The 24,832-nt window shown below is 66.9% G+C and carries 20 protein-coding genes and 1 tRNA gene; 11 read left to right on the top strand and 10 right to left on the bottom strand.

Translation table 11 applies throughout. The annotated features are described in order from the left end of the window. Window positions 1-182: 182 nt before the first annotated feature. The gene (locus MU582_11975; GenBank protein ID UPK73165.1) at window positions 183-533 is read left to right on the top strand and encodes a helix-turn-helix domain-containing protein; all 351 of its coding nucleotides are present in this window, start codon (window positions 183-185) and stop codon (window positions 531-533) included. Window positions 534-1,325: 792 nt separating this feature from the next. Further along, on the top strand, window positions 1,326-1,640 hold the full coding sequence (locus tag MU582_11970; GenBank protein UPK73164.1) for a hypothetical protein: 315 nt from the start codon (window positions 1,326-1,328) through the stop codon (window positions 1,638-1,640). Window positions 1,641-1,701: 61 nt separating this feature from the next. On the opposite strand, the gene MU582_11965 is transcribed toward MU582_11970, so the two are convergent. Then, window positions 1,702-3,096: a glucose-6-phosphate dehydrogenase gene (locus MU582_11965; protein UPK73163.1), complete on the bottom strand. Its 1,395-nt coding sequence runs from the start codon at window positions 3,094-3,096 to the stop codon at window positions 1,702-1,704. Between the two features lie 21 nt (window positions 3,097-3,117). Further along, window positions 3,118-4,524 (bottom strand): beta-lactamase family protein, encoded by a 1,407-nt coding sequence (locus MU582_11960; protein UPK73162.1) that lies wholly within the window; start codon window positions 4,522-4,524, stop codon window positions 3,118-3,120. Window positions 4,525-4,692: 168 nt separating this feature from the next. Here MU582_11960 and MU582_11955 point away from each other — a divergent pair, with 168 nt between their 5' ends. Continuing rightward, entirely contained in the window at window positions 4,693-7,518 is a 2,826-nt protein-coding gene (locus MU582_11955; protein UPK73161.1) for a DUF4091 domain-containing protein, read from the top strand. After that, window positions 7,502-7,855, top strand: a complete 354-nt coding sequence (locus MU582_11950; protein ID UPK73160.1) for a TraR/DksA C4-type zinc finger protein — start codon at window positions 7,502-7,504, stop codon at window positions 7,853-7,855. Before MU582_11955 ends, MU582_11950 begins: the two co-directional genes overlap by 17 nt. Here MU582_11950 and MU582_11945 read toward each other — a convergent pair. The 3 genes from MU582_11945 to MU582_11935 form a co-directional block, all read right to left on the bottom strand. After that, window positions 7,833-8,723 (bottom strand): hypothetical protein, encoded by an 891-nt coding sequence (locus MU582_11945; GenBank protein ID UPK73159.1) that lies wholly within the window; start codon window positions 8,721-8,723, stop codon window positions 7,833-7,835. The two genes, MU582_11950 and MU582_11945, sit on opposite strands and share 23 nt — an antisense overlap. Window positions 8,724-9,124: 401 nt before the next feature. Continuing rightward, window positions 9,125-9,400 (bottom strand): hypothetical protein, encoded by a 276-nt coding sequence (locus MU582_11940; GenBank protein ID UPK73158.1) that lies wholly within the window; start codon window positions 9,398-9,400, stop codon window positions 9,125-9,127. 130 nt (window positions 9,401-9,530) lie between these two features. Further along, a tRNA-Leu gene (locus MU582_11935) sits at window positions 9,531-9,618 on the bottom strand. A 122-nt stretch (window positions 9,619-9,740) separates the two neighbouring features. On the opposite strand from MU582_11935, the gene MU582_11930 reads away from it, so the two are divergent. Beyond that, complete coding sequence (locus tag MU582_11930; GenBank protein ID UPK73157.1) at window positions 9,741-11,048, top strand: M20/M25/M40 family metallo-hydrolase; 1,308 nt, start codon at window positions 9,741-9,743, stop codon at window positions 11,046-11,048. Window positions 11,049-11,120: 72 nt separating this feature from the next. Here the strand turns inward: MU582_11930 and MU582_11925 are convergent, their stop codons facing one another. Both MU582_11925 and MU582_11920 read right to left on the bottom strand, forming a co-directional pair. Continuing rightward, on the bottom strand, window positions 11,121-11,303 hold the full coding sequence (locus MU582_11925) for a DUF5703 family protein (protein UPK73156.1): 183 nt from the start codon (window positions 11,301-11,303) through the stop codon (window positions 11,121-11,123). 4 nt (window positions 11,304-11,307) lie between these two features. Further along, window positions 11,308-12,258 carry an aldo/keto reductase gene (locus tag MU582_11920; protein UPK73155.1) on the bottom strand — a complete coding sequence of 317 codons (951 nt, stop codon included), beginning with the start codon at window positions 12,256-12,258 and terminating at the stop codon, window positions 11,308-11,310. A 70-nt stretch (window positions 12,259-12,328) separates the two neighbouring features. Here MU582_11920 and MU582_11915 point away from each other — a divergent pair, with 70 nt between their 5' ends. Further along, the gene (locus MU582_11915; protein UPK73154.1) at window positions 12,329-13,375 is read left to right on the top strand and encodes an LLM class F420-dependent oxidoreductase; all 1,047 of its coding nucleotides are present in this window, start codon (window positions 12,329-12,331) and stop codon (window positions 13,373-13,375) included. A gap of 19 nt (window positions 13,376-13,394) precedes the next feature. Here the strand turns inward: MU582_11915 and corA are convergent, their stop codons facing one another. After that, entirely contained in the window at window positions 13,395-14,375 is a 981-nt protein-coding gene (corA, locus tag MU582_11910) for a magnesium/cobalt transporter CorA (GenBank protein UPK73153.1), read from the bottom strand. Between the two features lie 63 nt (window positions 14,376-14,438). Here corA and MU582_11905 point away from each other — a divergent pair, with 63 nt between their 5' ends. From MU582_11905 to MU582_11890, 4 genes are read left to right on the top strand one after another with little or no spacing between them, the layout of a single operon-like run. Beyond that, complete coding sequence (locus MU582_11905; protein UPK77159.1) at window positions 14,439-15,116, top strand: MSMEG_4193 family putative phosphomutase; 678 nt, start codon at window positions 14,439-14,441, stop codon at window positions 15,114-15,116. A 21-nt stretch (window positions 15,117-15,137) separates the two neighbouring features. Next, complete coding sequence (locus MU582_11900; protein ID UPK73152.1) at window positions 15,138-16,424, top strand: Nramp family divalent metal transporter; 1,287 nt, start codon at window positions 15,138-15,140, stop codon at window positions 16,422-16,424. Between the two features lie 57 nt (window positions 16,425-16,481). Next, window positions 16,482-17,006 (top strand): DUF3090 family protein, encoded by a 525-nt coding sequence (locus MU582_11895; GenBank protein ID UPK73151.1) that lies wholly within the window; start codon window positions 16,482-16,484, stop codon window positions 17,004-17,006. Continuing rightward, window positions 16,999-17,799 (top strand): SCO1664 family protein, encoded by an 801-nt coding sequence (locus MU582_11890; protein UPK73150.1) that lies wholly within the window; start codon window positions 16,999-17,001, stop codon window positions 17,797-17,799. The genes MU582_11895 and MU582_11890 overlap by 8 nt, the downstream gene beginning before the upstream one ends. An 18-nt stretch (window positions 17,800-17,817) precedes the next feature. Here the strand turns inward: MU582_11890 and MU582_11885 are convergent, their stop codons facing one another. Next, the gene (locus MU582_11885) at window positions 17,818-22,596 is read right to left on the bottom strand and encodes a metallophosphoesterase (GenBank protein UPK73149.1); all 4,779 of its coding nucleotides are present in this window, start codon (window positions 22,594-22,596) and stop codon (window positions 17,818-17,820) included. A gap of 175 nt (window positions 22,597-22,771) precedes the next feature. On the opposite strand from MU582_11885, the gene mshC reads away from it, so the two are divergent. Beyond that, a complete protein-coding gene (mshC, locus tag MU582_11880; protein UPK73148.1) occupies window positions 22,772-24,010 on the top strand; it encodes a cysteine--1-D-myo-inosityl 2-amino-2-deoxy-alpha-D-glucopyranoside ligase in 1,239 nt (412 codons plus the stop codon). 18 nt (window positions 24,011-24,028) lie between these two features. Here mshC and MU582_11875 read toward each other — a convergent pair whose 3' ends face one another. Beyond that, entirely contained in the window at window positions 24,029-24,832 is an 804-nt protein-coding gene (locus MU582_11875; protein ID UPK77158.1) for a PAC2 family protein, read from the bottom strand.

The raw sequence follows: 24,832 nt of genomic DNA, 5'->3' as shown, positions 1-24,832 counted from the left end.
TCTTCAACTGCCTTGGCCACGGCCTCGCGCTAAGCGGTGCGGCCGATCCTCTGCCGCGACCTGCTGAGTTTCGGAAAGTGACTCCGAACCTCGATGCACCGCGCGAGCGCTGTTGCTATCAAAAGACAAATATAGTTGACCTTATGCAAGGATAGATAAAGATTAATTGACGAGGAGTAGGTATGGCTCGACGTTCCGTCTCTCTCCCTGCTCCGGCGCGCGACGCGCTCGACACGCTCGGGGCTCAGATCCGGTTCGCTCGTCACCAGCGACGCTGGACCGTCGCTGAGCTTGCTGAGCGTATTGGTGTCTCCGCTCCAACAGTCATTGCTGTCGAATCCGGTTCTCCTGGGACTGCGGTCGGCACGGTCCTCACCGCCGCGACCCTCGTAGGGGTACCTCTCTTCGGCGTCGAGGACCGCGATGAACTCGCTCGGATGCGTCGCCGTGGCGAGGAGCGGCTCGCGCTCATCAGCCGGCGTGTACGCAGAGGTTCCGACGATGCGGACCGTGATGATGACTTCGCGTTCTGACAGCAACGGACCGACAGCAGAAAGCCTGTGCCGGGAGGGGCGTTCCGTTCGTTGCGCGCCGGAGCCATGACGCCGCGCGGAACGCCACCCGGGTTACCGATCGACTGACATAGCCATACATGCCGCGTCACTATGTACGTGTGAGCGTCGGGAGCGCTACGGAGGTGTTTGGAGAGTGGGCCAACGGGCCGTGCCTGTCGACGGCTTTTCGCGCCAGGTAGCAGCGGAGATACGCGAGGACCTCGCCCGGCAGCGGCAGTCCGGGCGTTGGCTCGCACGCCAGACAGATCTCAGCTACAGCTACATGAGTTTGCGGTTGCGTGGCAAACGCCCTCTGACGGTGTCAGACCTCCGCAGAATCGCGGCCGCGCTGCATGTACCTGTCTCGACGCTTTGGGCACGCGCAGAGCGCTCATTCGCCGCATCCAACGGGGACCGCGAGCGGGTGAACGATGCCACTGCCGACGAAGCCGAGAGGGTTGGAGAACGTGTACGTACACCGTCTACGGCGCCTGAGGTTGCGGTGGTGGTCGTGATGCCGGTCCGACGAGACCTTTGACTCGCCCAAAGCACGCTACGCCCCTGCAAACGGCGAGAACCAGTCCTTGATGTGGTGTCCCGGTCGTCATATTCGCCATTTCCCTTGCAAGGAGGGCGAAACAACGTACGCACCTAGATGCTCACGGACACAACGTATGAGCGCGGGGGTCACGGGGCGATGCTGCGCTTTCGGTCGGCCTGCATGCAGCCGATCTTCGGCCCCGACCTGTCGAATCCGTCTAGTCTGGCGGCATGGCTGAGAACAATCGCGGGGCGCGGCGTTGGGAGGACGTGAGGGCCGAAGCAGTGAGGTCGGGCAAGTTCGACCCGGCGGGCGTCGCGCAAGCGAGCGCGAAGCTGGACGCATTCACCGCGACCTACGACGAGTACCTCGACATCCTCGACATCGAGAAGGCCTCTCCCGAAGAGGATGTCTTCAACGCCCGCACACGCGCGTTCGAAGACGCGTACGAGGTGCCGCTCGAAGCGGCCTACAGGATGGCGTTCCTCGAGATGCGCGTCGAGAACCTGCTCGACGAGTTGTCGCTACAGTCACGTGACACTTGAGGGTTGCGAACGAACGCGGCCCGAGAACGATGTGAGCGCGACCGAGGTGGCCGGCGACGCCTCACGGAAGCCCGGTGGATGACCAACCGTCGGGGCCCGGGCTGCCGGCGGCATATTCCGTGAGCGGCACCTCGTTCTGAGCCCATGCCGCGCGGACGGGTTCGATGATGCGCCAGCACTGTACGGCGGCGTCGCCGCGAACCGACAGCACCGGGTCGCGCTTGAAGACGCCCATGAGGACGTCGCCGTACGGCGGGAGCGCACCGCTGCCGAACTCGCCTCGCATGCTCACGGGGTCCACGCCGAACGGGTCACCCTCACCGCTGATGTTGAAGTCGAGCCCGAATCGGTTCTTGTCCAGGGTGATGCCGATGTGGAAGCGATCGGGTGGCACCGGTCCGCTCAGGTGTGTGGGGATGTGCTGGGGAGGCCTGAACGTCACGGTGATCTCGGTACGAGGAGAGCCGAGCGCCTTGCCGGACCTGACTCGGAACGGCACACCGGTCCACCGCCAGGTGTCGACGGCGAGAACCAGTTCGGCGAAGGTCTCGGTCCGTCGGCTGCCGTTGACTCCCTCCTCGTCGACGTACGCCGGCACGCGGTGTCCGTCGATGTCGCCTGCGGTGTAGCGCGCTCGCCGGCTGTAACGCACCGGATCGTCATCCCACACTCGCGTCGCCCGCAGCACCTGGCCCTTGGCGTCGCGTACGTCGCGCGACTCGAGGGTGGCGGGTGGCTCCATCGCGAACAGCGCCAATACCTGGAGCAGATGGCTTTGGATCATGTCGATCATCGCGCCGGTGCTGTCGTAGTAGCCGGCGCGGCCTTCCAGCGCGAGGCTCTCATCGAAGATGATGTCAACGCTGGCGACGTGGGTGTTGTTGAGCAACGGCTCGACCACTCGGTTCGCGAACCGCAGACCGAGGATGTTCAGGACCGTCGCCATGGCCAGGAAATGGTCGACGCGGTGTACGTGGTCCTCCGGGACCAGACCGGTGACCAGTTCGTTGAGTGCTTCTGCGCTGTCGACGTCCTGACCGAACGGCTTCTCCAGCACCAGCCGAGTGCTCTTGTCCAGGTCGATGGTCGCCATCGCGTGGCAGACCTTCACGGTGACGGACGGCGGCAACGCGAAGTAGACGACGACCTCTCCGTGACAACGGTCGAGTAGCTGGGCGAGGTCGGCAGCGTCGGTGGCATCGGCCTGTACGTAGCGGGTCTTGGCGACGACCCGATCGAGCTCGGCTCCGCTCGCGCCTGAGTCGGCGAACGACTGCCGTACCCGAGAACGCCAGCGCTCGTCGTCCCAGTCATCCAGGCCGCTGCCGATGACCTCAAGACCCTGGACGTCTCCGGTGGCCAGCATGCCACCGAGGCCGGGTAGCAGCAGCCGAGCAGTCAGGTCGCCCGTCGCACCGAGGATCACCAGTGACTGTGTCGTGGGCGCCGAAGCCATGCGAACGAATGTACGCGCTAATCAGCCAACGCGCGGCTGAGCGCGACCGGTGTGGAGGAACCGCGCGCGTCCGGAGTCGTCGGTTCCGAGGAACTCCACCTGACCCATTCGTGCGCCGGTCGCATCGGTGCGTACGAAGACGTCGCCGCCGATCGGCCGGAGCTCGACCCGCGTCGGCTCGTCCGATGTCCCTGCTCTCGCTGCCATCGCGAGAGCCTCGCGGCGATCGCTCACGGTGAGCCAGAGCCGGCCGTCGTCGTCGGCGGTCACCTCGTTGAGCTCCGGGCGGGTCTCGTACCGGCCGACGTAACGGTCGGGGTCGGAGGTCCGGGCCGAGGCCGCTGGCGGTGGCGATACCGGACGCGGTTCGACGCCCGCCAGGTCGTGCAGCAGCGGGCTGATCGTCTCGCGTATCAGCGGGCCCGGCGTACCTCCGTTCGTCAGCACCGCGACCGCAACACCCTTCTCCGGCACCAGCCGGAGCATCGCCGCTACGCCGATCATGTCTCCGCTGTGTTCGACGGCGCCCGTTCCGTCGGACAAGAACCACCCGAGACCCTGACCGTTCGAACCGCCCAGTGCGGCTGGCTGTGCGGCGTGCCGTTCCCGCATTGCACGAGCGCTGTGGGTGGACAGCAGCCGATTGCCGTCGGGTGTTGTCCCGTCGGCCAGGTGCATGCCGGCGAACGTGACCAATGCTCGGGCCGACATCGCCAGCTGGTTGCCGGCGGCCGGATTGGACGGCGGCATCACCGCCCATACGTTCAGCGGCCGTTGCGGCGCATCGGCCCGGGGCGCGCCGTGCCCGATGGCCGTACGAAAGCCCAGCGCATCGTTGGCGCCGAACGCGATCTCCTCGATGCCCAGCGGCTCGGACAGGTACCTCCGGACCGCATCCGTGTACGAGAGCTCGCGCTGCACCTCTACGAGCCTGCCCAGAACTCCGTACCCGGAGCTGCAGTACGAGAACAGCGATCCGGGCGGGGTGTGCTGCTGGGCCTTCGCGACCAGGTCCTTGACGAACCGCTGCAATGCATCGTCACCGTCGGTGGTGGCGGCCCAGATATCGCCCTCGAAGCCGCCCGTATGCGTCAGCAACTGGCGTACCGTGATCTCGGCGCTCGCTTGCTTGTCCGCGGTCCGAAACTCCGGCAGGTACGCCCGAACCGGCGTGTCCAACTCGCATTGACCGTCATCGACGAGCTGCATCACCAGTGTCGCCGTCCACACCTTGGTGATCGACTGGATCATGAACACGGAGTCGGGCGTCACCGGGACTTTGGTCCGCAGGTTCACCACACCAGCAGTGCCCTCGACGACCTCACCGTCGACGAGCACCGCCACGGACACTCCGGGCACGTCCTGTGCCGCTGCGAGGCGAGGCAAGTCGTCGTCCAATCGCTTGCGCACAACGTCGATCCGGCTCAAGGCAACCCCCATCTGGTCGAGATCAGCAGCCTAGAGCATCATCGGACGGCTGTTGACATGTGATTGGTATCCACATAATCTGCGCAAAATTGCGCAGCGGATCACGATCGCTTCGCGACCAAAGAAGGGCACGCACTCGGTGGGTGGAGTCCTCAGAAGGGATGCCCCATGCTTCGATCGCTGTTCGTCGTACCCGTCGCGTTCGTGACCCTCCTGGCGACGGTCGCTGCAGGTTCGGCAGTCTCGACGCCGGCCGAGGCCGCGGCACCCCCACTCGTTGCCTGGGTGCCGACAGGTGACTTCGCTTCGTCGTCATTCGAACGCGTGCCACAGGAGTCCGACGCTACGCACGCCGCTGCGCCCGATCGGCTGTCGATGCCGGTGGTACAAAATGCGCCGCAGTCCGCACAATTGGCGGTCACCGCGAAGCGCGATCTGACGAACCTCTCGGTCGAGGTCGTCGAGCGTGGACTACCAGGCGGTGTCAGGCCGTTGCCGTCGGATGCGGTCACCGTGCGGTTTCCCGGCTACGTGCCCGTGGACGGAACCGACGAGGTGACCGCCGATCCGCTGCAGACAGGCCCGGTCGACGTCAAGGCCGGCCACAACCAACCGATCTGGTTGACCGTCGACCTGCCGAAGTCCGTACGCGCCGCAAAGTACGGGGCGAAGCTGCGGGTCAGTGCAGATGGGCTGGACCCGCTCGTACACGAGCTCGTCGTCGACGTCGCCGACGTCACGGTGAGCGACCCGGCCGATTACGACTTCTACCTGAACATGTGGTTCCAGCCCGACTCCGTCGCGTACGAGCACGATGTGCCGGTACGTTCGCCGGCCCATTGGCGGCTGATGAGGCCGTACCTGAAGGATCTGGCGAGCCGCGGTCAGAAGGTCATCAACGCGTCGATCATCGAAGACCCGTGGGAGCTGAAGTGGCCGGACGGGTCGTGGAGTGCCCAGACCTACTACCCGTTCCACACCTTGGTGGACTGGTCGTACGACGGTGACAAGTGGAGCTTCGACTACCGAGCCTTCGACCGATATGTGCGTGCGAACAAGGCTGCGGGCATCGGACCCGATATTCGGGTCTACGCCCTGCTCATGTTCGGTGGCCGCGAACGGTTGTTGTACCGCGACACCCGCACCGGAGAGTCCGTACGCGAGGTCGTTGAGCTCGGTGGTGCGCGCTGGCGTGAGGCGTGGACCGCCTTCCTCGACGACTTCGAGTCGCATCTGCGTGAGCGCGGGTGGTTCGACGACACGATGCTCGCGTTCGACGAGCGACCGTCGGCGACGATGCAGGTGGTACGAGACTTCCTGGCCGAGTCCGCTCCGGCGTTCGAGGACAAGATCCACATAGCGGTGTACTCGCCCGATGTCGACCACGACATCCCCGATATCAGCTACATACACGGAATGCTGTCGCAACTGGACGGCGACGTGTTGCAGCGGCGCCGCGAGGCCGGTTATCGCACGACGTTCTACAACGTCGGTGGACCGGCGATCCCGAACACGATCACCGCGTCGCCGCCGGTCAGCGCACGGCTGCTGTCGTGGGTACCACATCAGTACGGACTCGACGGCTACCTGCGTTGGTCGTACAACAGCTGGCCGTCCGACGACCCGTTCACCGATCCCGCATACCGTTACGCACAAGGCGATGAATACATCGTCTACCCAGGTGAAGACGGGCCGACCTCCAGCATCCGTTGGGAGACGTTCCGCGACGGCGTGATCGACCACGAGCTACTCAGCCAACTCGAGCGGCGAGCCGGCGCGAACAACCCGGCGTACCGACAGGCGCTCGAGCTGATCGATGCCAACTCCGCTCCTTCGCCACAGCTCTACGACGACGTGCTGTCCGCACGGCAGGTGGTTGTGTCCGAGATCGAGGAGTACGCAGACGTCGAGGTGGACGCGGTTGCCGACCCGTCGACAGCGGTAGCGGGGGAGCAGACCGAGGTTGTGGTGACCGTGCGCAATGACGGTTCGCGTCCGCACACCGGTGTCGAAGTCGATCTGCGCGCGCCGAAGGGATGGAAGGTCGAAAGCCGCGACAACGGTGACCCGGAGACGCTGAAACCCGGAGAGCGGCTGAGTAGACGCTTCGCCGTGACGGTCCCGGAGAAGGCGTCGAGCGGGTCTGCAGAACTCTCTGCCGAGACGTCGCTTCGCCGCAATGGCAGTCCGGTACGCCTTCAGACCTCCGTACCGGTCGAAGTTCAGGCGGCCGTCGGTGTCACGAGCGTTTCGGCTGAACCCGAGGAAGTCGATGCGCAGGGCACGACAACTCTCACCGCGAAGGTCGTCAACCGTCGCGATGTCGCGAAGTCGGCCGAGGTGAGAGTCGATACGCCGGCCGGGTGGACGGTTGAACCATCCGACCGCACGGTGGACCTGGAGCCACATGCCGCACGCTCCGTCACCTTCGAGGCAACGGCCTCGCCGAAAGCGAGCGCGGGCCGTACGAAACTCCGTGCCGTTGTCTCACTCGACGGCGTTCCGGTCGAGCGTGCGTCGACGTCGGTGCGCTACAACGAGGCGACGGTTGCGGACCTGGCGATCCACTCGGTGTCCAGCGAGGAGACGCAGGGGGAGGACGGCGCCGCCGCCAACCTGGTCGACGGCGATTCGCAGACACATTGGCACAGCCGTTGGTCCGACCAGGTGGCGCAGCCTCCGCACGAGGTCGTACTCGACCTCGGCGCGCAGCGCGCCGTCCATGCCATGACCTACCTGCCGCGCCAGACCGGCACCGGCAACGGCACGGTCAAGGACTACGAGGTCTACGTCGGCGAACCCGGCTCCTGGGGCGAACCCGTCGCCACTGGTGCGTTCACCGACGGCCGCGAGGTGAAACGCGTGGACTTCACCGGAGCCACCGGACGATTCGTACGCTTCGTGGCACTGTCGGAGCAGAGCGGTCAGGCGTTCGCGTCCGGTGCAGAGCTGACCGTCCTCATGGCAGGCTCGAGACATGGACCGAGCACGTAGTCGACTCGACGCCGAGCGCCAGCAGGCGATGACGCGTTTGCGCCGGTTGGAGAGCGACTTCGCGAATGTGGTCGCGAGTGCGCGCGACGCCAACGTCGACGACGAGCACGACCCCGAGGGAGCGACGATCGCCTTCGAGCGGTCACAGGTGACCGCGCTCGTCCAACAGACCGAGCGTCACCTCGGCGCGATCGACGTCGCGTTGGCGAGGCTCGACGCAGGTACGTACGAGATCTGCGAACTGTGCGGCGGGCCGATCGAGGAAGGCCGACTCGAGGCGAGACCCGTAGCCCGCACCTGCATGGGTTGCGCCGTCACCAGCGCAGCCTCGCCGTGACCGTCGGATGGTCCGAGTAGTAGCGGCGCGCCTTGCTCTTCGGGCAACCGGCACGCGGCTTGCCGGAGTCGGCCCGCCACTGGCAGGGAGCAAAGTTTCGGTGTTTGCCGAACACGCTTGCCGACGGCGGACAGGTCTTGCCGCCGCGATAGCCGCGATAGCAGCGATCGAACGATGCGTCGGCTACCTCGGTGGTCGTGTAGATGAAGTCGACTCGGCGGGCGTACCCGATGACACCGTTGCGTCCGGTCGGGTGTGCCAGGCGGTTAGCGTCTCGCAGGCCGCGTCGCTCGAGCAGGCGGTGTGCCGCTCGGACCTTTCCGTCGGCCTGCTCATGCCGACCGACGCTTCGCGGCTGGCGCGTCATGTTCAGATCGCCCGCGAGCACCAGTTGCGCGCCGGGAGTCTTCTTCTGCAACTGCTGCAGCCGGTCGGACAACCGATGCAATGCACGAGTCTTGAGGGTCATATTCACCGGCGCGAGGTGCGCACCCACGATGCGGACGAGCCCGCCACCGCGTAACCGCAGGAGAGCCCACGGTTGGTACGCACAGTGGCTGACGATCTTGGACCGATCCTTGGGGTCCTCCCAGCGGCCCCACCCGGCGATGGTCCCGGTGCGTAGCACCCGGCCTATCTTCGCCCGGTTGACGATGATCGTCGACGTCTGGACCCGTTGGTGGCGTGGCCGTTTGGAGTCGCCGCACCGTCGCTGACCGGAGCGCAGGCTCGGTCGTACGGCGAGCCGGTATTTCGCGCCAGCGCGCTTCGCTCGCGGATGACGGTTGAGCGCGCGTACGTACGCCCGCGCACTTCCGTACGTCTCCTGCAGGAGTACGACGCCAGGGACGTGCGACGTTCGCTTCATCAAGCGTCGGACGAACGTCGCGCGGTCCCCAGCCGCCTTCAGATCGGCGAGTGGCCGAGAACGTGCGCCTTCACGAACGTTCGCGTCTGCAATCATGAGCGTCCGGCTGGTCCGGGCGTCCGTTGGAGTCTCGAGTTCCTTCGATGATGCCGTTGTCATGGTGTTTGCGGTCGGGATGAGAGCGAGTAGCAAGCCGGCGACAGTCAGTCTGAATCGAAGCCTCATACCGGAACGATCGCGAGCGTCCGTGAAACCGGTATGAGGTCGCGGTGAGCCTCGTCTTACAACCTGGTAAGGGTTTGTTCATCTCGTACGCGCTCGCGGGAGCGGCGCGCGGCGAGAATGCGTCGGCGCGACTCGCCCGCATGGATGAATGTTGATCCCTCGTACGAGTGACCTGGTTACGGTTTCGACCGGGCGTCGAGGAACCGGTCGATCTTCGCGAGCCCGTCGGCCGCTCGCCAGCACACGAGTGCGTCGCGCGTCCTCGACCAGGCGTGACCCGACCAGGCTCGGTCGTCCTCGGAGTCGAGCGGTACGTGGCCGGCGCACCAGCATGCTCCTGCCGCGCGAAGACCGCGTACGAAGAAGAACCAGACCTGCTGCAGGACATCGAGGACGGCTGCGACCGCCAGTCGCATGCCTGCCCGCCAACGGCTCACGGCGATCTCGCTCATGCCCTTTCGTGACTCTTCGCCGCAGCCTACCCATTTCGACGTGCTCGTATGCCGAACCGCGCGGGGAAGCGGTCCTCGGCTGCAACCAAAAGGGCGTCTTGCCGGAAACTTCCGACAAGACGCCCAAATCTGGTGTCCGAGGGGGGACTTGAACCCCCACCCTCTATACGAGGACTAGCACCTCAAGCTAGCGCGTCTGCCTATTCCGCCACCCGGACACGGGTCAGCCCGACCGAGGCCGTTGCTGCGATCCCAAACTGTAGCAAACCCGGCTGGGCATCCGCGCATCGAGCGGGCAGGATGGAGGCGACGAGGTACGGCGACGTGGGAGGCGGCAATCATGGTTGAGGATTCGACGTACGACCCGGCGGCAGAGGTCGTCGACATCTGCCGCGAGCTGATTCGCATCGACACCCAGAACTTCGGTGACAACTCGGGTCCGGGTGAGCGGAAGGCGGCGGAGTACGTCGCGCAGCAGCTGGACGAGGTCGGCATCGAGTCGGTGATCCACGAGTCTGCGCCCGGCCGGGCGAGTCTCGTCGCGCGCTGGGGCGACCACTCGGGCAGCGAGCCGCCGCTGCTCATCCACGGACACCTCGACGTCGTACCCGCCGAGGCGCGCGACTGGACACACGATCCGTTCGCCGCCGAAGTCGTCGACGGTTACGTGTACGGCCGGGGTGCCGTCGACATGAAGGACTTCGACGCGATGGTCCTTTCGGTCGTACGCGCGCGGCAACGTGCGGGCGTACAGCCGAAGCGCCCGATCGTGCTCGCCTTCACCGCGGACGAAGAGGCCGGCAGCCTGTACGGCGCGCATTGGCTCGTCGACGAGCATCGCGATCTCATCGCCGACTGCACCGAGGCGATCGGCGAGGTCGGCGGATTCTCGACCGAGGTCGGCGGCAAACGGCTGTACGTGATCGAGTCGGGGGAGAAGGGCATCTCCTGGATGCGGCTGCGCGCCGACGGCACGGCCGGCCACGGCTCGATGCGTCAGCCCGACAACGCGGTGACGGCCGTGGCGGAGGCGGTCGCGGCGCTCGGCGCCCACGAGTGGCCGGCGCAGCCCGGTCCGTCGATGCGGCTGCTCCTCGACAAGGTCAGCGACCTGACCGGCATCGACCGCGACGACACCGACGCGCTGATGGGCCAGTTCGGCCCTGCCGTACGCATGATCGGTGCAGGCATGCGCAACATCACCAATCCGACGATGCTCGAAGCCGGCTACAAGGTGAATGTCGTGCCCAGCCACGCCGAGGCACGAGTCGACGGGCGCTACCTGCCCGGGCAGGGCGATACGTTCATGAGCGATATCCAGGCGGTCGTCGGCGATCGCGTACGCGCCGAATCCGATGTGTTCCAGCCCGCGCTGGAGTACGAGTTCGTCGGTGACCTCGTCGACTCGATGACCGTTGCGCTCACCGCCGAAGACCCCGATGCGCATGTCGCGCCGTTCCTGATGTCGGGCGGCACCGATGCGAAGGCATGGGACCGGCTCGGCATCCGTTCGTACGGGTTCACGCCGCTACGCCTGCCGAGCGACCTCGACTTCACTGCGTTGTTCCACGGCGTCGACGAACGCGTACCGACCGATGCGCTCGAGTTCGGTGCTCGCGTGTTCGACCGGCTGGTCGACCTCGCCTGATCGGCGGGCGTTGTTTTGTATCTATCACGCATAGGTCCAATAGGTTTGTACCTGTGCGTGATAGATACAGAATCAGAAGGTACGCGCTACGCGGATGATCTTGCGGCGGATCGTGATCCGGCGGCGGCCGTCGGGAAACATCCGCAGCCGGGCGAGTTCCCAGCCGCCGTACTCGGCGGCCTCGGTCAGCAGGCGGCGTACGGATGAGCGCGAGTGCTCTCGCGAGACCCAGAAGCGCTTGAACTCGTACTCCATCGGATCACTCCTCGCCATGCTCCGACACGTCGTCCAGCGCCGCTGCGATCTCGTCGGGCAGCTCGACGTCCTCGGCGAGCAGCGTGCCCTTCAGCTGGGCGGCCGTACGCGCGCCCACGACTGCGGAGCTGACTCCCGGCCGGTCACGGACCCAGGCGAGCGCCACCTCGGTCGGCGACAGCTGCAGCCCGTCGGCCGCGCGGGCGACCGCCTCCACGATGCGCCGTGAGCTCGGACCCAGGTAGACGCCGACGAAGCGTTCGAACTGCGGTGACGCGCCGCGCGAGTCGGCGGGCGTCCCCGTGCGGTACTTGCCGGTCAGGACGCCGCGCCCGAGTGGCGACCACGCGATGACACCCATGCCGAGTGCCTCCGCCGCGGGTACGACCTCGAGCTCGACGTCGCGGTTGAGCAGTGAGTACTCCACCTGGGTCGAGACGAGCGCCGGCCCGCCGACGTGTTGGCTCTGGGTCGTGTGCGCGAGAGCGCACTGCCAGCCCGTGTAGTTCGACACCCCGACGTACGCGGTTCGGCCGGTACGTACGGCGTAGTCGAGTGCCGACAGCGTCTCCTCGAGCGGGATCTCGGGCACCCAGGTCTGCACCTGCCAGAGGTCGAGGTGGTCGACGCCGAGTCGCGCCAGGGTCGTATCGAGCTGGCGCAGCAGCGTTCGCCGTGAAGTGTCGCGCTCGCCGGTGCCCGGAGCGACGCCCGCCTTCGACGACAGCACGACCTCGTCACGGTTGACGGTCGTGGCGAGCAGCGAGCCGATGAGCTCCTCGCTGGCGCCGTCGCCGTACGAGACCGCCGTGTCGACGAGATTTCCGCCCGCGTCGAGGAACGACGTGAGCTGCTCCCGCGCCTCGTGCTCATCGGTGTCACGACCCCACGTGAGGGTGCCGAGCCCGATCCGGGACACCCGAAGGCCACTCCGCCCGACGTATCGCTGCCGCATGAACGGTCAGGCTAGTCGAGGACCGGCGGTTACGGGTCGATAGGCTCGCCGCAACTTGCGAGGAGGCACGATGCGACTGGGTGTGAACGTCGGTTATGTCGCCGGCCCCGATACGGCCGAGCGGGTGGAGACGGCAGTCGAGGCCGAGCAACTCGGGTACGACGTTGCGTGGGCGGCCGAGGCGTACGGGTCGGATGCAGTGACGATGGTCAGTTGGATCGGCGCGCGCACCAGCCGGATGCACATTGGCACCGCGATCATGCAGATCCCCGCCCGCACGCCGGCGATGACGGCGATGACGGCCGCGACGCTCGACAACCTCTCCGACGGCCGGTTCCGCCTCGGGCTCGGCGTGTCGGGCCCGCAGGTCTCTGAGGGCTGGCACGGCGTGCGGTTCGCACAGCCGCTCGGACGCACCCGCGAGTACGTCGACATCGTACGAACTGCCCTGCGTCGCGAAACCGTCTCGTACGACGGCGATCACTACACGCTGCCGCTGCCGGACGGCGCGGGTAAGGCGCTGAAGATCATGATCCACCCGCGTCGCCCGGATGTGCCGCTCTACCTGGCCTCGGTCGGGCCGAAGAACCTCGAGCTGACCGGCGAGGTCGCCGACGGCTGGCTGGCGATCTTCTTCGCACCCGAACACGCCGACGTTTCGCTGGACCCGCTCCGCGTCGGACTCGAACGCTCCGGACGCGAGCTGGGCGACTTCGACGTGTCGCCGACGGTGCCCGTCGTCGTCGGTGACGACCTCGAGGCCTGCGCCGCCCCGCTGCGTGCGTACACCGCGTTGTACGTCGGCGGGATGGGCAGCCGCAAGCAGAACTTCTACAACTCGCTCGCCCGCCGGATGGGCTTCGACGACGCGGCGCAGCGCATCCAGGACCTCTACCTGGACAAGCAGCATCGGGAGGCGGCCGCGGCCGTGCCGTTCGACCTGATCGACCAGACCGCACTGATCGGCCCGCGGGAGCGGATCGCCGAGCGTCTGCATGCGTACGCCGAGGCGGGCGTACGTACCCTCAACGTCTCGACGTTCGGCGCAACCCATCAGGAGCGGGCGTCGACGCTACGTACGGTCGTGGAAGCCGTCGAGCACGCGGGGCTCGCCTAGGACGCTGCGGCCGCGACGGTCAGAGCCAGCCCGAGCGCTTGAAGGCGCGCCAGAGGATGAGTACGACGACCACCATCAGCAGCACGCACAACCCATACCCGTAGTGCCAGTCGAGCTCCGGCATGTTCGTGAAGTTCATCCCGTAGACGCCGGCGATCAGGGTCGGAGCGGCGAACATCGCTGCGTACGCTGCGAGCTTGCGCATGTCGTCGTTCTGCTGGATGCTCAGGCGCGCCATATGCGCATCGAGGGCGTTGTCGAGCAGCTTGTCGATGGAGTCGATCGTCTCGGAAACGCGTACGAGGTGGTCGACGACGTCGCGGAAGAACGGCATGGCGACCGGGCGTACCTCGCGGAACCGCCCATCGGTGAACTTCAACAGTGGTTCGCGCAACGGCATGACCGCGCGGCGGAACTCGATGATCTCCCGTTTCAGCCGGTAGATGCGATCGGAGTTCGCCGCGCGCGTCGTGGAGAAGACCGCCGTCTCGACCTCGTCGACGTCGACCTCCAGGTCGGCGGCGACGCGCTCGTACTGGTCGACAACGGAGTCGACGATGGCGTAGAACGCCGCTGCGGGGCCGTGGCCGAGCAGCTCCTGGTGGACCTCGGCCTGTTGCCGCACGGTCGACAGCGCCTGGCCCTTGCCGTGTCGCACGGTGACCAGATAGTTCGGTCCGAGGAAAGCATTGACCTCGCCGGTGTCGACGTCGTCGCTCTCCTCGGTGTACCAGAGTGTCTTCAACACGATGAACAGATGGCCCGCATACGGCTCGATCTTGGGCCGCTGGTGAGCGTGAATCGCGTCCTCGATCGCGAGCGGATGGAGATCGAGTGCATTACCGATCGAGTTGAACTCGTCCTGCGTCGGCTCGTGCATTCCGACCCAGATGAAGTCCTCGGGCTCCGACATCGAAGCGACCATCGAGTCCAGGTCGTCCGGAGTCGCAGCCTCGGCGACCCGACGGCCTTTCCGGTAAACCGCGCAGTCGATGATCATGGCGACATTGTGCCGTCCGGACGCGCTCCGCGCCGGTACCCGTACGCTGGCGGGGTGCCGATCATGATCCTCGTCCGTCATGGGCGTACGCAGGCGAACGCAGACGGCGTGCTCGCGGGCAGGGGCAAGGGCGTCCACCTCGATGATGTCGGGCGCGACCAAGCAGTGGCGGTCGCCGAGCGCCTCGCAAAGCTACCGCTCGCGGCGGTCGTCACCAGCCCGATGGAGCGTACGCAGGAGACGGCCCGGGCGATCGTGCGCCGCCAGTCCGATACGACGCTTCGCCGCGATCGACAACTGACCGAGTGTGACTACGGGGAGTGGACGGGTCGGCCGATCAAGGAGCTCGCCAAGCTGAAGCTGTGGAAGACCGTGCAGAGCCATCCGAGTGCGGTCGTGTTCCCCGGAGGCGAGTCGATGGTTGCGATGCAGTCGCGGGCGGTCGCGGCGGCGCGTACCTGGGACGCGCGGATCGCCGAGTCCCACGGACCGAACGCCTGCTTCGCCGTGGTCAGCCACGGCGACGTGATCAAGTCGATCCTCGCCGACGCCTCCGGTATGCACCTCGACCAGTTCCAGCGCCTGGTCGTGTCGCCCGCGTCGGTCTCCGTCGTCGAGTACGCCGAGCAGCGTCCGTTCGTGCTGCACGTCAACGACACCGGATCCGACCTCACCGGACTCGTCCGCGCAAAGCCACGTGGACGTACGAAGGGCGACGCCACCGTCGGCGGCGGGGCATAGGACGCACCCGGCAGCCGTGCGATGAGCGACGACGGCCTCTCCAGCAACCCGCAGGTGCTTGCCGCCTCCGGGTCTGAGCTCGCGCGCGTACGCGGTCGCGGTCCCGTACGCGGACGGATCGCACTGCTCGGCCCGGCGTTCGTCGCGGCCGTGGCCTACATCGACCCGGGCAACTTCGCGACGAACATCGCCGGTGGCGCGGCGCACGGTCTGCTCCTGGTGTGGGTGATCGTCGCGGCGAACCTGATGGCGATGCTCGTTCAGTACCTGTCGGCGAAGATCGGTATCGCCACGGGCCGGAACCTCCCTGAGCTGTGCCGAGAGCGCTTCCCGCGTCCGGTGACCTGGGGCCTGTGGGTACAGGCCGAGATCGTGGCGATCGCGACCGACCTCGCAGAGTTCGTCGGCGCTGCGATCGCACTGAACCTGCTGTTCGGCATCGAGCCGTTTGCCGCCGGACTGATCACCGCCGTCGTCGCATTCGCGATCCTGGCTCTGCAGCACCGCGGCTATCGCAAGTTCGAGCTCGCGATCGCCGGATTCCTCGGCATCGTCCTGCTCGGGTTCGCCTACGACCTTGCGCAGGTGGGCATCGACCTGCCTGGCACAGCCGCCGGTCTCGTACCGCGCTTCGACGGGACGGGCAGCGTCCTGCTGGCGGTCGGCATCCTCGGCGCGACGGTGATGCCGCATGTGGTGTATCTGCATTCGGCGTTGATGCAGGAACGCATCCGGCCGGCCGACGACGGCGAGCGGCGAGCGCTGCTGCGCTACGTACGAGTCGACGTCGTCATTGCGATGGGCGTTGCCGGCCTCGTCAACCTGACCATGCTGATCGTGGCGGCCGGTCTGTTCCACGAGAGCGGGCGCAGCACGATCGACACGATCGAGGATGCCCACGCGGGTATCGGCAATCTGATCGGCGGCGGAGCCGCACTCGCGTTCGCCGTTGCGTTGCTGGCATCCGGCCTGTCGAGCTCGAGTGTCGGTACCTACGCCGGGCAGGTGGTGATGCAGGGGTTCATCGGGCGACGCATCTCGCTGTTCGTCCGTCGGGGCGTCACGATGGCGCCGGCACTCGTCGTACTGGCGATCGGGGTCAACACCACGGACGCGCTGGTCGTCTCACAGGTCGTGCTGTCGTTCGGCATCCCGTTCGCGCTCGTACCCCTGATCATGCTCACCCGCCGGCGCGTAGTGATGGGTGCCCTCGCCAACAGAACGCCGACGACGGCGCTCGCGAGCGTCATCGCCGCCCTGATCATCGGCCTCAACGCCTTCCTGCTGTACGACACCTTGATCGTGTGATGGCGCTCGTCATGGGTTCACGGGTGTGCCTGACCGGGTCCGACTAGGCTCGGGGTCATGCTGATCCATCGCTTTGACGCCCCGGACCGATTCGTCGCCGGTACGGTCGGGTCGCCGGGGGAGCGGACGTTCTTTCTGCAGGCGCGTGAGGGCAACCGGCTGACGTCGGTGACCCTCGAGAAGGAACAGGTCTCGGTGCTCGCCGAGCGCGTCGAGGAGCTGCTCGCACAGGTCGAGGAGGAACGAGATGTCGACGTACCCGAGGAGGCCGAGACCGACCGGTCACCGCTCGACCAGCCGATCGAGGAGGAGTTCCGAGTCGGAACGATGACCCTCGCCTGGGACGACGACAACGGCACCGTGACCATCGAGGCGTTCGCGCTGACCGAGAGCGAGGACGACGAGGCGACCGACTGCCTCGTCGTCGGGCTCGCCCCCGCGGCAGCGCTGAGCTTCGCCCGCCGTGCCGAGTCGGTCGTATCGGCCGGCCGCGACCAGTGTCCGTTCTGCGGTGGTCCGATCGACGCGAACGGGCACATCTGCCCGCGGGCAAACGGCTTCAAACGTGTGCTCGGTGACTGATCATCCTGCGCAGGATGCGCTGCTCGAGGTGCTCCGGCACGGCGAGATGGAGGTGACCGGCCGCCTCGTCAATGCGTCCAATGCGACGTTCCTCGCCGATATCGAGCACGACCGCGTACGACTGTCGTGCGTCTACAAGCCGGTCCGCGGCGAGCGTCCGCTCTGGGACTTTCCGGACGGTACCCTCGCCGGCCGCGAGGTGGCGGCGTACCTCGTCTCCGAGGCCGCAGGCTGGGCGGTCGTACCGCCGACAGTGCTTCGTGACGGTCCGTTCGGCGAGGGTATGGCGCAGCTGTGGATCGACGTCAGCGACGAAGAGCCCGTCGACGTCGTGCCCGAGGGGCAGGTCCCGCAGGGTTGGCTGCACGTGCTCGACGCGTACGACCAGGAAGATCGCGCGGTCGCGCTGATCCATGAGGACACCGAGCGGCTTCGCCGGATGGCCATCTTCGACATCGTCATCAACAACGCCGACCGCAAGGGCGGTCATGTGCTTCCGGACGGCGACGGTCACGTGTACGGATGCGACCACGGTGTGAGCCTGCACGCCGAGCACAAGCTACGCACCGTCCTGTGGGGCTGGGCCGGCGACGCCGTCACCGAGCAGGAGCGTACGTCGCTCGAGGCACTGCGCGAGCGACTGTGTGAGCACGAGCTGCGCGCGAGTCTTTCCGAGCTCATCACCCCGCTGGAGTACGACCAGATCGGCGCACGAGTCGATCGGCTGCTCGCTCGCGCAACGATGCCGTACCCGAGCATGCGCGGTCCGTCCATTCCCTGGCCCGCGTTCTGAGCGGTCGACGCGTACCGCTCAGCCGGACAGCGCGCGCAGCACCGGCACACCCGACTCCCGGTCGAACTTCCAGGTCTTCTCGAAGTCCCAGCCCATCGCACGGAACGTCGCGGCACTCTGCACCTCGGTGGCGGTGCGGGTCTGCCCGTTGAGGGTCGCAGGCCCGGTTTCCGGAACGGACTGCTCGTTCGCGTCCACCTGCTCGGAGGCGGCGTTGTCGACAAGCGTTGCGGTCTCGCCGGCCAGGACGCGGGCGACGACACGGTGGGCGTAGCCCGTTGCGGTGACAGCAGAGTTCAACGCCATGTTGTGACGCACGGTCGTACCCGAGTAGGCGTACCCGCTGATGCCGCCTGCGTTGGCATCCTCGATGACCTCGACATGTCCGGTCGCGTACGTGAACTCGGTGACGCTGCCGCGCCCGGTGATGCCTGCGATCCCGCCGGCCTGACGACCGTCCGCCGCGTACACGTCGGCGGACGAATGGCTGTTGCGCAGCTCTCCGTACGAATAGCCGACCACGCCGCCGACGGTCGATCCGCCGTAGATCGTGCCGGCGGTCGACACCCGCTCGATCGTGCCTCGACTGCTGTCGACCAGCAGCCCGACGTTGGTGGCAGCGGTGTCGACGGCAGCACCCACGAGCGCCAGGTCGTGGATGGTCCCGCCTTCGGTGACCAGGGGAAAGAGACCGCCCCGAGATGAGCGGAAGCCGCTGATGCGATGACCGGCGCCGTCGAAGTCGCCGGAGAAGCCGGAACGGGCGATAGTCGTGTCCTCCTGCTGGCTCAGGTCGAGGTCGGCGGCGAGGCGATAGCGCTCGTCGGGGAACCTGGTCACCTGCTTGAGGTCCGCGACCGACGAGACGGTGAAGGCGCCGTCGGCGTCCTGCGGCAGATCCGGCTCGCCCGGGTCGGAGGTCGGCGGTTCGACCTCCTCGGGCGTCGCGCGGAGCACCGGGCGCTCACCCTTCTCGTTCCACAGCCAGGTGTCGTCGAGATCCCAGCCGAGAGAGTCGCGATAGAAGTCGGGCGACTTGGTCTGCGCGGCTGATGCGGTGGCGCCCATCAGATTGTCATGTGACGGCTCGCCAGGTGCACTCGGATTCTCCGAGACGACGCCCTCGCCCGCCCAGTTGTTGGCGAGCGTTGCCTCGTCCCCAGCGAGTACGCGTCCGAGGACGCGATGCGAGTAGGTGGGCGCGGAGACCTTCGGGTTGACAGCAAGCGAGTTGCGCAACGTGGTGCTCGTGTAGCCGTATCCGGCCACCCCGCCGGCGTTCTTGGTGGACGCGCCGACGGATCCGGATGCGTAAACCCGTTCGGTCGTCGATCCGGCGAGCGCGACGCCAACCGTGCCGCCCGCCTCGGTGGTCGCACTCTGCACGCGGGCGGTGGAGTACGCGTCGCGCAGGATCCCCGCGTTGTCCCCGACGATCCCGCCGACGCGCGACTGCCCGGTCACGATGCCCGTCGTGTAGACCCGCTCGATGCTGCCGGTGTTGCTGTCGGCGAGGACACCGGTCCGGGCATCGGCGGACGACACGTCAGCGTCGACGATTCCGAGATCATGGATCGAGCCGTCGTTGACCTGGAACAGCCCGCCGGCCTCCGTCGTCATGGCCGTGATGTCGTGTCCGTTGCCGTCGAAGTCACCCGTGAACGGTTGATCCGCACCGATCTGAGTCATCTCGACATCGGTGAGGTCGAGGTCGGCCGTGACCCGGTACGCGGCGGTCGGGTCGTTGCGGACTTTCGAGATGTCGTCCGGAGAGTCGACGAGGTACGGCGACTCTGACGTGCCGTCGCCAGCGAGACCCTCTTGCACGATCAACGGCGCGCGGAGCTGTCGGCGTTTGCGGGGGCTGTCCCAGAACCGCACCTCAACGGTGTCGTTGCCGCCGACCTGCAGTGGCTCGTCGAAGGCGACCCATTGCTCGGCGCCGCGGTGGTCGAGCTTGACCTCGACCAGTCTCCGATCGTTCGCCGTACGGTCGCCGGCGTCGTACGACACGGCCTCTACGGTCACCGTTCGGCGGCTGCCGCGATGGCTCACCAGACCGATGCCGTTCAGCGTGTCTCCGTTGAGCTCGGCGGTGCTGACCTTCCACGAGCCGAGCTGGCGACGAAGAGTCGACCGATCGACGCGCTCACCGTCGCGAGCGTAGGTCGTGACCGCCAACCTGCTCGGGGATGCCCGCAAGGCAGTGCCGAGCTGGATGTTGTCGTCGACGACGACATCGTCCCAGTGTTGTTCACGATTCTCACCGAATCGGGGCCCCGCCGACCCCAGGGTCACGAACGTCGTACCGTCGGCCTTCTCCTGCGGCGTCTTCGCCAGTCTGCCGTCGTAGATCCTCGACCGCTTGTAGACGTTGTCGTGACCGCCGACATAGAGGTCCACGCCGAGTCGAGTGAACAGCTGCGAGATCCGCTCGCGCTGTTTGGCCATCCCCGGCCCGTCGGCGCCTTTGCCTCCGAAGTACGACCGGTGGCCGACGACGACCGTCCACGGCTGGTCGGAGCCGCGGATATCGTCGACCAACCAGTCCAGCTGAGACTCGAGATCGTAGACGGTGTTCAGGACCGCAACATGGACGTTTGCCCGGTCGAACGAGTAGTTGCTCTCGCCGATCGGACCCGAGTCGGGCAACGCGTACATGTTCGAGAAGATCGAGTTTCGCTTCGGCGAGAGGATGTTGTACTCGCGGTCGAAGTCGCTCTCGCCGTCGCCTACCACCGGGGCCAGCTGTAGCCCGAGGTCTGCGTACGGACGGTCGAATGCGTCCTCCCAGTACTCGCGGTGGACGCCGCTCGCGACGAGGTCGCCCGTCTGGATCAGCGTGTCGCCCCGTGGCTCCTTTCGGCGCAGGGTCTCCAACGTGTCGCCGAACAGGTCGAGGTCGGCCGGACGGCGGGACTCGGCCGCTGCGTCGCCGAGCAGGTAGATCGGCCGAGACCTCTTGCCCCCGGCGACGAAGGTGCCTCGGACACCGGTCCATGCTTCGTCGCCGGATTCGGGTTCGGAGCCGTCCACGGCGACACCGAAGCGGTACTCGTACCGCTTGTCCGGTTGTAACGCGGACAGGTCGAACTCGTGGCTGCGCAGCGGTTGGCCGGTGACCGTGTCCTGGTAGACGTCGCCCGATTTGCCGATCGTGTTGATCTCGTACGTCGAGTCGCGCTCGGAGGTGAGCACCGGCGCGTCGTCCCAGGTCCGGCGGCCCGCTCGGCGTACCTGGGCGTACGCCTGCTCGATCGGTGCATCCGTGCTGACGCTGATGCCCGCACCAGTTGGCTCCTCGGCAACAGTCGGCGTCGCGCCGAGATAGCGGAACACCCCTTCGGGGTCGGCGTCATCCTGGCTCACCTGGAGTCGGATCATCTCTGCACCCACATTGCCCGCGGCATCGGTCGCCTTGACGACGATGACATGGTCGGAGTAGCTGCGCACCGTGAACGACCCGTTGCGGACCCGAACCTCGCCGTTGTCGTCCCAGACCTCGTACGACACATCGGGGGTCGTGCCGCTGTCATCCTCGGCGACGACCTCGGGCAGTTCGATGCGGTCTCCGTACTCGACCGTCGAGGGAACCTCCGAGTCGACCTCGATCGTCGGTGCGTAGTCGGCTCCGCGGGTGGTCTCGCCGACCCACACCGGGGCCGAGACGATGACATCGCCGTCGGCCTGCGTCGCGCGTACGTAGAGATAGTCGCCGTCGTCGACCGGTAGCTCGTGCGTGTCGGTGACTTCGTTGCTGGAACCCACCGGAACGTCGTACGCCACGACGCCGTCGTTCTTGAGCACCTGTACGGAGGTGAACGACTCCGCTTCGTCGGCGTCGGTCAGCGCAACGTCGAGGTCCACACTGCTCGTGTCGGCCGGAAGGACGGACCCCATCAGTTGGTCATCAGCGCCGAACCGCAGAACCGTGTTGACGTCCTCGGTCGAGTACATGCTGCGGTTGCGCATCGCGTCGTACACCGCGTCACGGCTCTTCTCCGCCGCCCAGATGCCGGTGATCGCGTCGTCTCCGGTGACCCAGTTCGCGCTGTGCTCGTCGCCGTTCCACACCGGCGCGACGTGCCAGCCCGCGTCCAACGCGGCCTGGTAGTTCTTCCGCTGTGTGTCGTTCTTCGCCTCGATCAGCTCGACCCGGTCGTCGACCTCGGGGTCGAGATGTGCGAACCCGGCGAACGAACCCTTGCCGTCGGGGTCGGGATGGTTGAACTGCGCGATCGCATCGGGGTCCTGCTTGAGCCGCGCGTAGAAGGTCGGCAGGTCGTACTTCAGGTCGCCGGTCGCGGCCCCGAAGCTGAGCGAGTCTCCTTCCGCTCGCGCGGTCGCCATCCAGTCGGTGTTGAACAGGTTCATGTGCCCGGAGTCGTCGTACCAGGTGATCTCCTCGGCCGCGATCGTCACGACGTCGTCCTGAGACTCGTTGTACGCGTCGGACCTCTCGTGCAGGTATCGCCACTCCTGCGAGACCGCATCGCGCCAGTCGCCGGTGAAGTCGTCGCTGTTGCGCCGGTCGTAGAGCACATCGTGCTCCGAGACGGTGAAGAAGTCGGCGTCGCTGTTCGCCGCGACGTGATCGAAGGCATCGTCTGGCATCTCGACGCCGTCGCTCACCTCGGTGTGCGCATGGAACTCGCCGGTGAAGTGCGTCATGTCGCCGTACGTCGGTCGGTCCTCTGCCGCGCGCGCTGATCCGGCCGTGATCGCTGACAGAGTCGTCAGGCCGGCGAAGGTCAGGCATGCGGCCAGGGAAGCGGCCACGGGGCGAACCGAACTCATCGAGCGACTCCTCGAACAGGTGCTGGGGCGTGGCCAGGCTGTTGGGTGAGGGTGGCAACCAGGTCGTGGTACGGCATCCGGTGCACGAACACGGCGTGAACTCGATCGGTTGTCGGCTGTTCGCCATCCGGGACCGGCGAACGGTTGCCGCCAACAAGCGCTTAGGCTCGGGTGCATGCGCTCCTGGCCGACACGCGACGTCCCTGACCTGTCGACGCTGGGCTTCGGTCGCGGGCCGGCGCCAACGGTCCACGACACGGCCTCGGATGAACGCGTCACCATCGATCCGGCCGAGCGGGCACGTATGTACGTATGCGGCATCACGCCGTACGACGCCACCCATCTCGGGCACGCGGCGACGTACCTCGCATTCGACCTGCTGCAGCGGGTGTGGCGTGACCACGGCACCGATGTCATGTACGTCCAGAACGTCACCGACGTCGACGATCCGCTCCTCGAGCGCGCGACCCAGACCGGAACCGACTGGCAGGAGTTGGCCGAGCGCGAGACCCAGCTCTTCCGTGACGACATGACCGCACTCGGTGTGCTTCCGCCGGACCACTACCTCGGCGCGGTAGAGACGGTCGACCTCGTCACTGACCTGGTCGAGGACCTCCGCAAGCGCGATGCGGTGTACGAGGTAGACGGCGACCTGTACTTCGCGGTGCACGCCGATCCGACGTTCGGTGAGATCTCCGGACTCGACCGCGCGACGATGATCGGGCTCTCCGCCGAGCGCGGCGGCGACCCCGATCGTGCGGGCAAACGCGACCCCCTGGACACACTGGTCTGGCAGGCCGAGCGCCCGGGGGAGCCGGCGTGGGACAGCAGTCTCGGCCGCGGCCGTCCGGGCTGGCACATGGAGTGCGCATCCATGGCACTGAACTACCTCGGTACGGGCTTCGACGTACAGGGCGGCGGATCGGATCTGGTGTTCCCGCATCACGAGATGTCGGCCTCCGAGGCGCAGGTCGCGCGCGACGGGGAGCGCTTTGCGCGTACATATGTACACGCGGGGATGGTCGGCTACGACGGTGAGAAGATGTCGAAGTCGAAGGGCAATCTGGTGCTCGTCTCGGCGCTGCGCGAGCAGGGCGTCGAGCCGGTCGCGATCCGCGCCGCGCTACTCGCGCATCATTACCGCTCCGACTGGGAATGGACCGACGCCGACCTCGAGTCCTCCCGGGGTCGCATCGAGCGCTGGCGCACGGCGCTCGACACCGATCGTGTCGCGCCGGCGGCTCCGCTGGTCGCAGAGCTCCGCGCGGCGCTTGCAGACGACCTGGATGCGCCGACCGCGCTGGCGGCGATCGACTCGTGGGCGGAAGCGACACTCGCCGGCGCCGATCGGCTCGATGGCGACCCAGCCGCGGTACGAGCCGCGCTCGACGCACTCCTCGGGCTACGGCTCTGAGCGGTCGTTGCTGAGCGCTCAGTCTCCCGAGCGGCGCTTCAGGTAGCGCTCGAACTCCCGGGCGATCGCGTCGCCGGACGCCTCCGGAAGCTCGCTGGTGTCACGCGCCTCCTCGAGCGACTCGACGTACTCTGCGATCTCGCCGTCCTCGCTCGCGAGCTCGTCGACGCCGCGCTCCCACGCACGCGCCTCCTCGGGCAGGTCGCCCTCGGCGATGCTGAGGCCGAAGACGTCTTCGAGCCGGCCGAGCAGGGCGAGGGTGGCCTTCGGGCACGGCGGCTGGCCGACATAATGGGGCACCGCGGCCCACAACGAGGCGTTCGGGATGCCGGCGCGTACGCACATATCGGTGAAGACGCCGTTGATGCCGGTCGGGCCTTCGTACCGGGACTCCTCGAGCTCGAGTCGTGCGACGAGCCCGGGATCGCTCACCGACCCGGTGATGGGGACCGGCCGGGTGTGGGGGGTGTCGGTCAGCAACGCGCCGAGAGTCACCACCATTCGTACGTCGAGCCAGTCGGCGATCATCAGCAGCTCCTCGGAGAACTGCCGCCACCGCATGTTCGGCTCGATGCCGCGGACCAGGACGATGTCGCGCTCGGCCCCGACCGGCCGGGCGACGTACACCCGCGTCGTCGGCCAGGTGATGCCGCGATCGCCACTGGACGTGACACCGACGTACGGGCGGTTGACCTGGAAGTCGTAGTAGTCGTCGGGATCCATCTCGGCGATCTGCTCGGCATCCCACACCTCGATGAGGTGGTCGATGACGCCCGAGGCCGACTCGGCCGCGTCGTTCCAACCCTCGAACGCCACGACCAT

The organism is Nocardioidaceae bacterium SCSIO 66511, from assembly GCA_023100825.1.
Lineage (GTDB): Bacteria > Actinomycetota > Actinomycetes > Propionibacteriales > Nocardioidaceae > Solicola.
Note: the sequence above shows the minus strand (reverse complement) of the source record. Positions and strands in the feature narration are given on the sequence as shown.

Bases quoted from the DNA above. Each gene is read 5' to 3' on its own strand.
- MU582_11975 (UPK73165.1), top strand. From the start codon at position 183: ATGGCTCGACGTTCCGTCTCTCTCCCTGCTCCGGCGCGCGACGCGCTC.
- MU582_11970 (UPK73164.1), top strand. From the start codon at position 1,326: ATGGCTGAGAACAATCGCGGGGCGCGGCGTTGGGAGGACGTGAGGGCC.
- MU582_11965 (UPK73163.1), bottom strand. From the start codon at position 3,096: ATGGCTTCGGCGCCCACGACACAGTCACTGGTGATCCTCGGTGCGACG.
- MU582_11955 (UPK73161.1), top strand. From the start codon at position 4,693: ATGCTTCGATCGCTGTTCGTCGTACCCGTCGCGTTCGTGACCCTCCTG.
- MU582_11950 (UPK73160.1), top strand. From the start codon at position 7,502: ATGGACCGAGCACGTAGTCGACTCGACGCCGAGCGCCAGCAGGCGATG.
- MU582_11945 (UPK73159.1), bottom strand. From the start codon at position 8,723: ATGAAGCGAACGTCGCACGTCCCTGGCGTCGTACTCCTGCAGGAGACG.
- MU582_11940 (UPK73158.1), bottom strand. From the start codon at position 9,400: ATGAGCGAGATCGCCGTGAGCCGTTGGCGGGCAGGCATGCGACTGGCG.
- MU582_11930 (UPK73157.1), top strand. From the start codon at position 9,741: ATGGTTGAGGATTCGACGTACGACCCGGCGGCAGAGGTCGTCGACATC.
- MU582_11925 (UPK73156.1), bottom strand. From the start codon at position 11,303: ATGGAGTACGAGTTCAAGCGCTTCTGGGTCTCGCGAGAGCACTCGCGC.
- MU582_11920 (UPK73155.1), bottom strand. From the start codon at position 12,258: ATGCGGCAGCGATACGTCGGGCGGAGTGGCCTTCGGGTGTCCCGGATC.
- MU582_11915 (UPK73154.1), top strand. From the start codon at position 12,329: ATGCGACTGGGTGTGAACGTCGGTTATGTCGCCGGCCCCGATACGGCC.
- corA (UPK73153.1), bottom strand. From the start codon at position 14,375: ATGATCATCGACTGCGCGGTTTACCGGAAAGGCCGTCGGGTCGCCGAG.
- MU582_11905 (UPK77159.1), top strand. From the start codon at position 14,439: ATGATCCTCGTCCGTCATGGGCGTACGCAGGCGAACGCAGACGGCGTG.
- MU582_11900 (UPK73152.1), top strand. From the start codon at position 15,138: ATGAGCGACGACGGCCTCTCCAGCAACCCGCAGGTGCTTGCCGCCTCC.
- MU582_11895 (UPK73151.1), top strand. From the start codon at position 16,482: ATGCTGATCCATCGCTTTGACGCCCCGGACCGATTCGTCGCCGGTACG.
- MU582_11885 (UPK73149.1), bottom strand. From the start codon at position 22,596: ATGAGTTCGGTTCGCCCCGTGGCCGCTTCCCTGGCCGCATGCCTGACC.
- mshC (UPK73148.1), top strand. From the start codon at position 22,772: ATGCGCTCCTGGCCGACACGCGACGTCCCTGACCTGTCGACGCTGGGC.
- MU582_11875 (UPK77158.1), bottom strand. From the start codon at position 24,832: ATGGTCGTGGCGTTCGAGGGTTGGAACGACGCGGCCGAGTCGGCCTCG.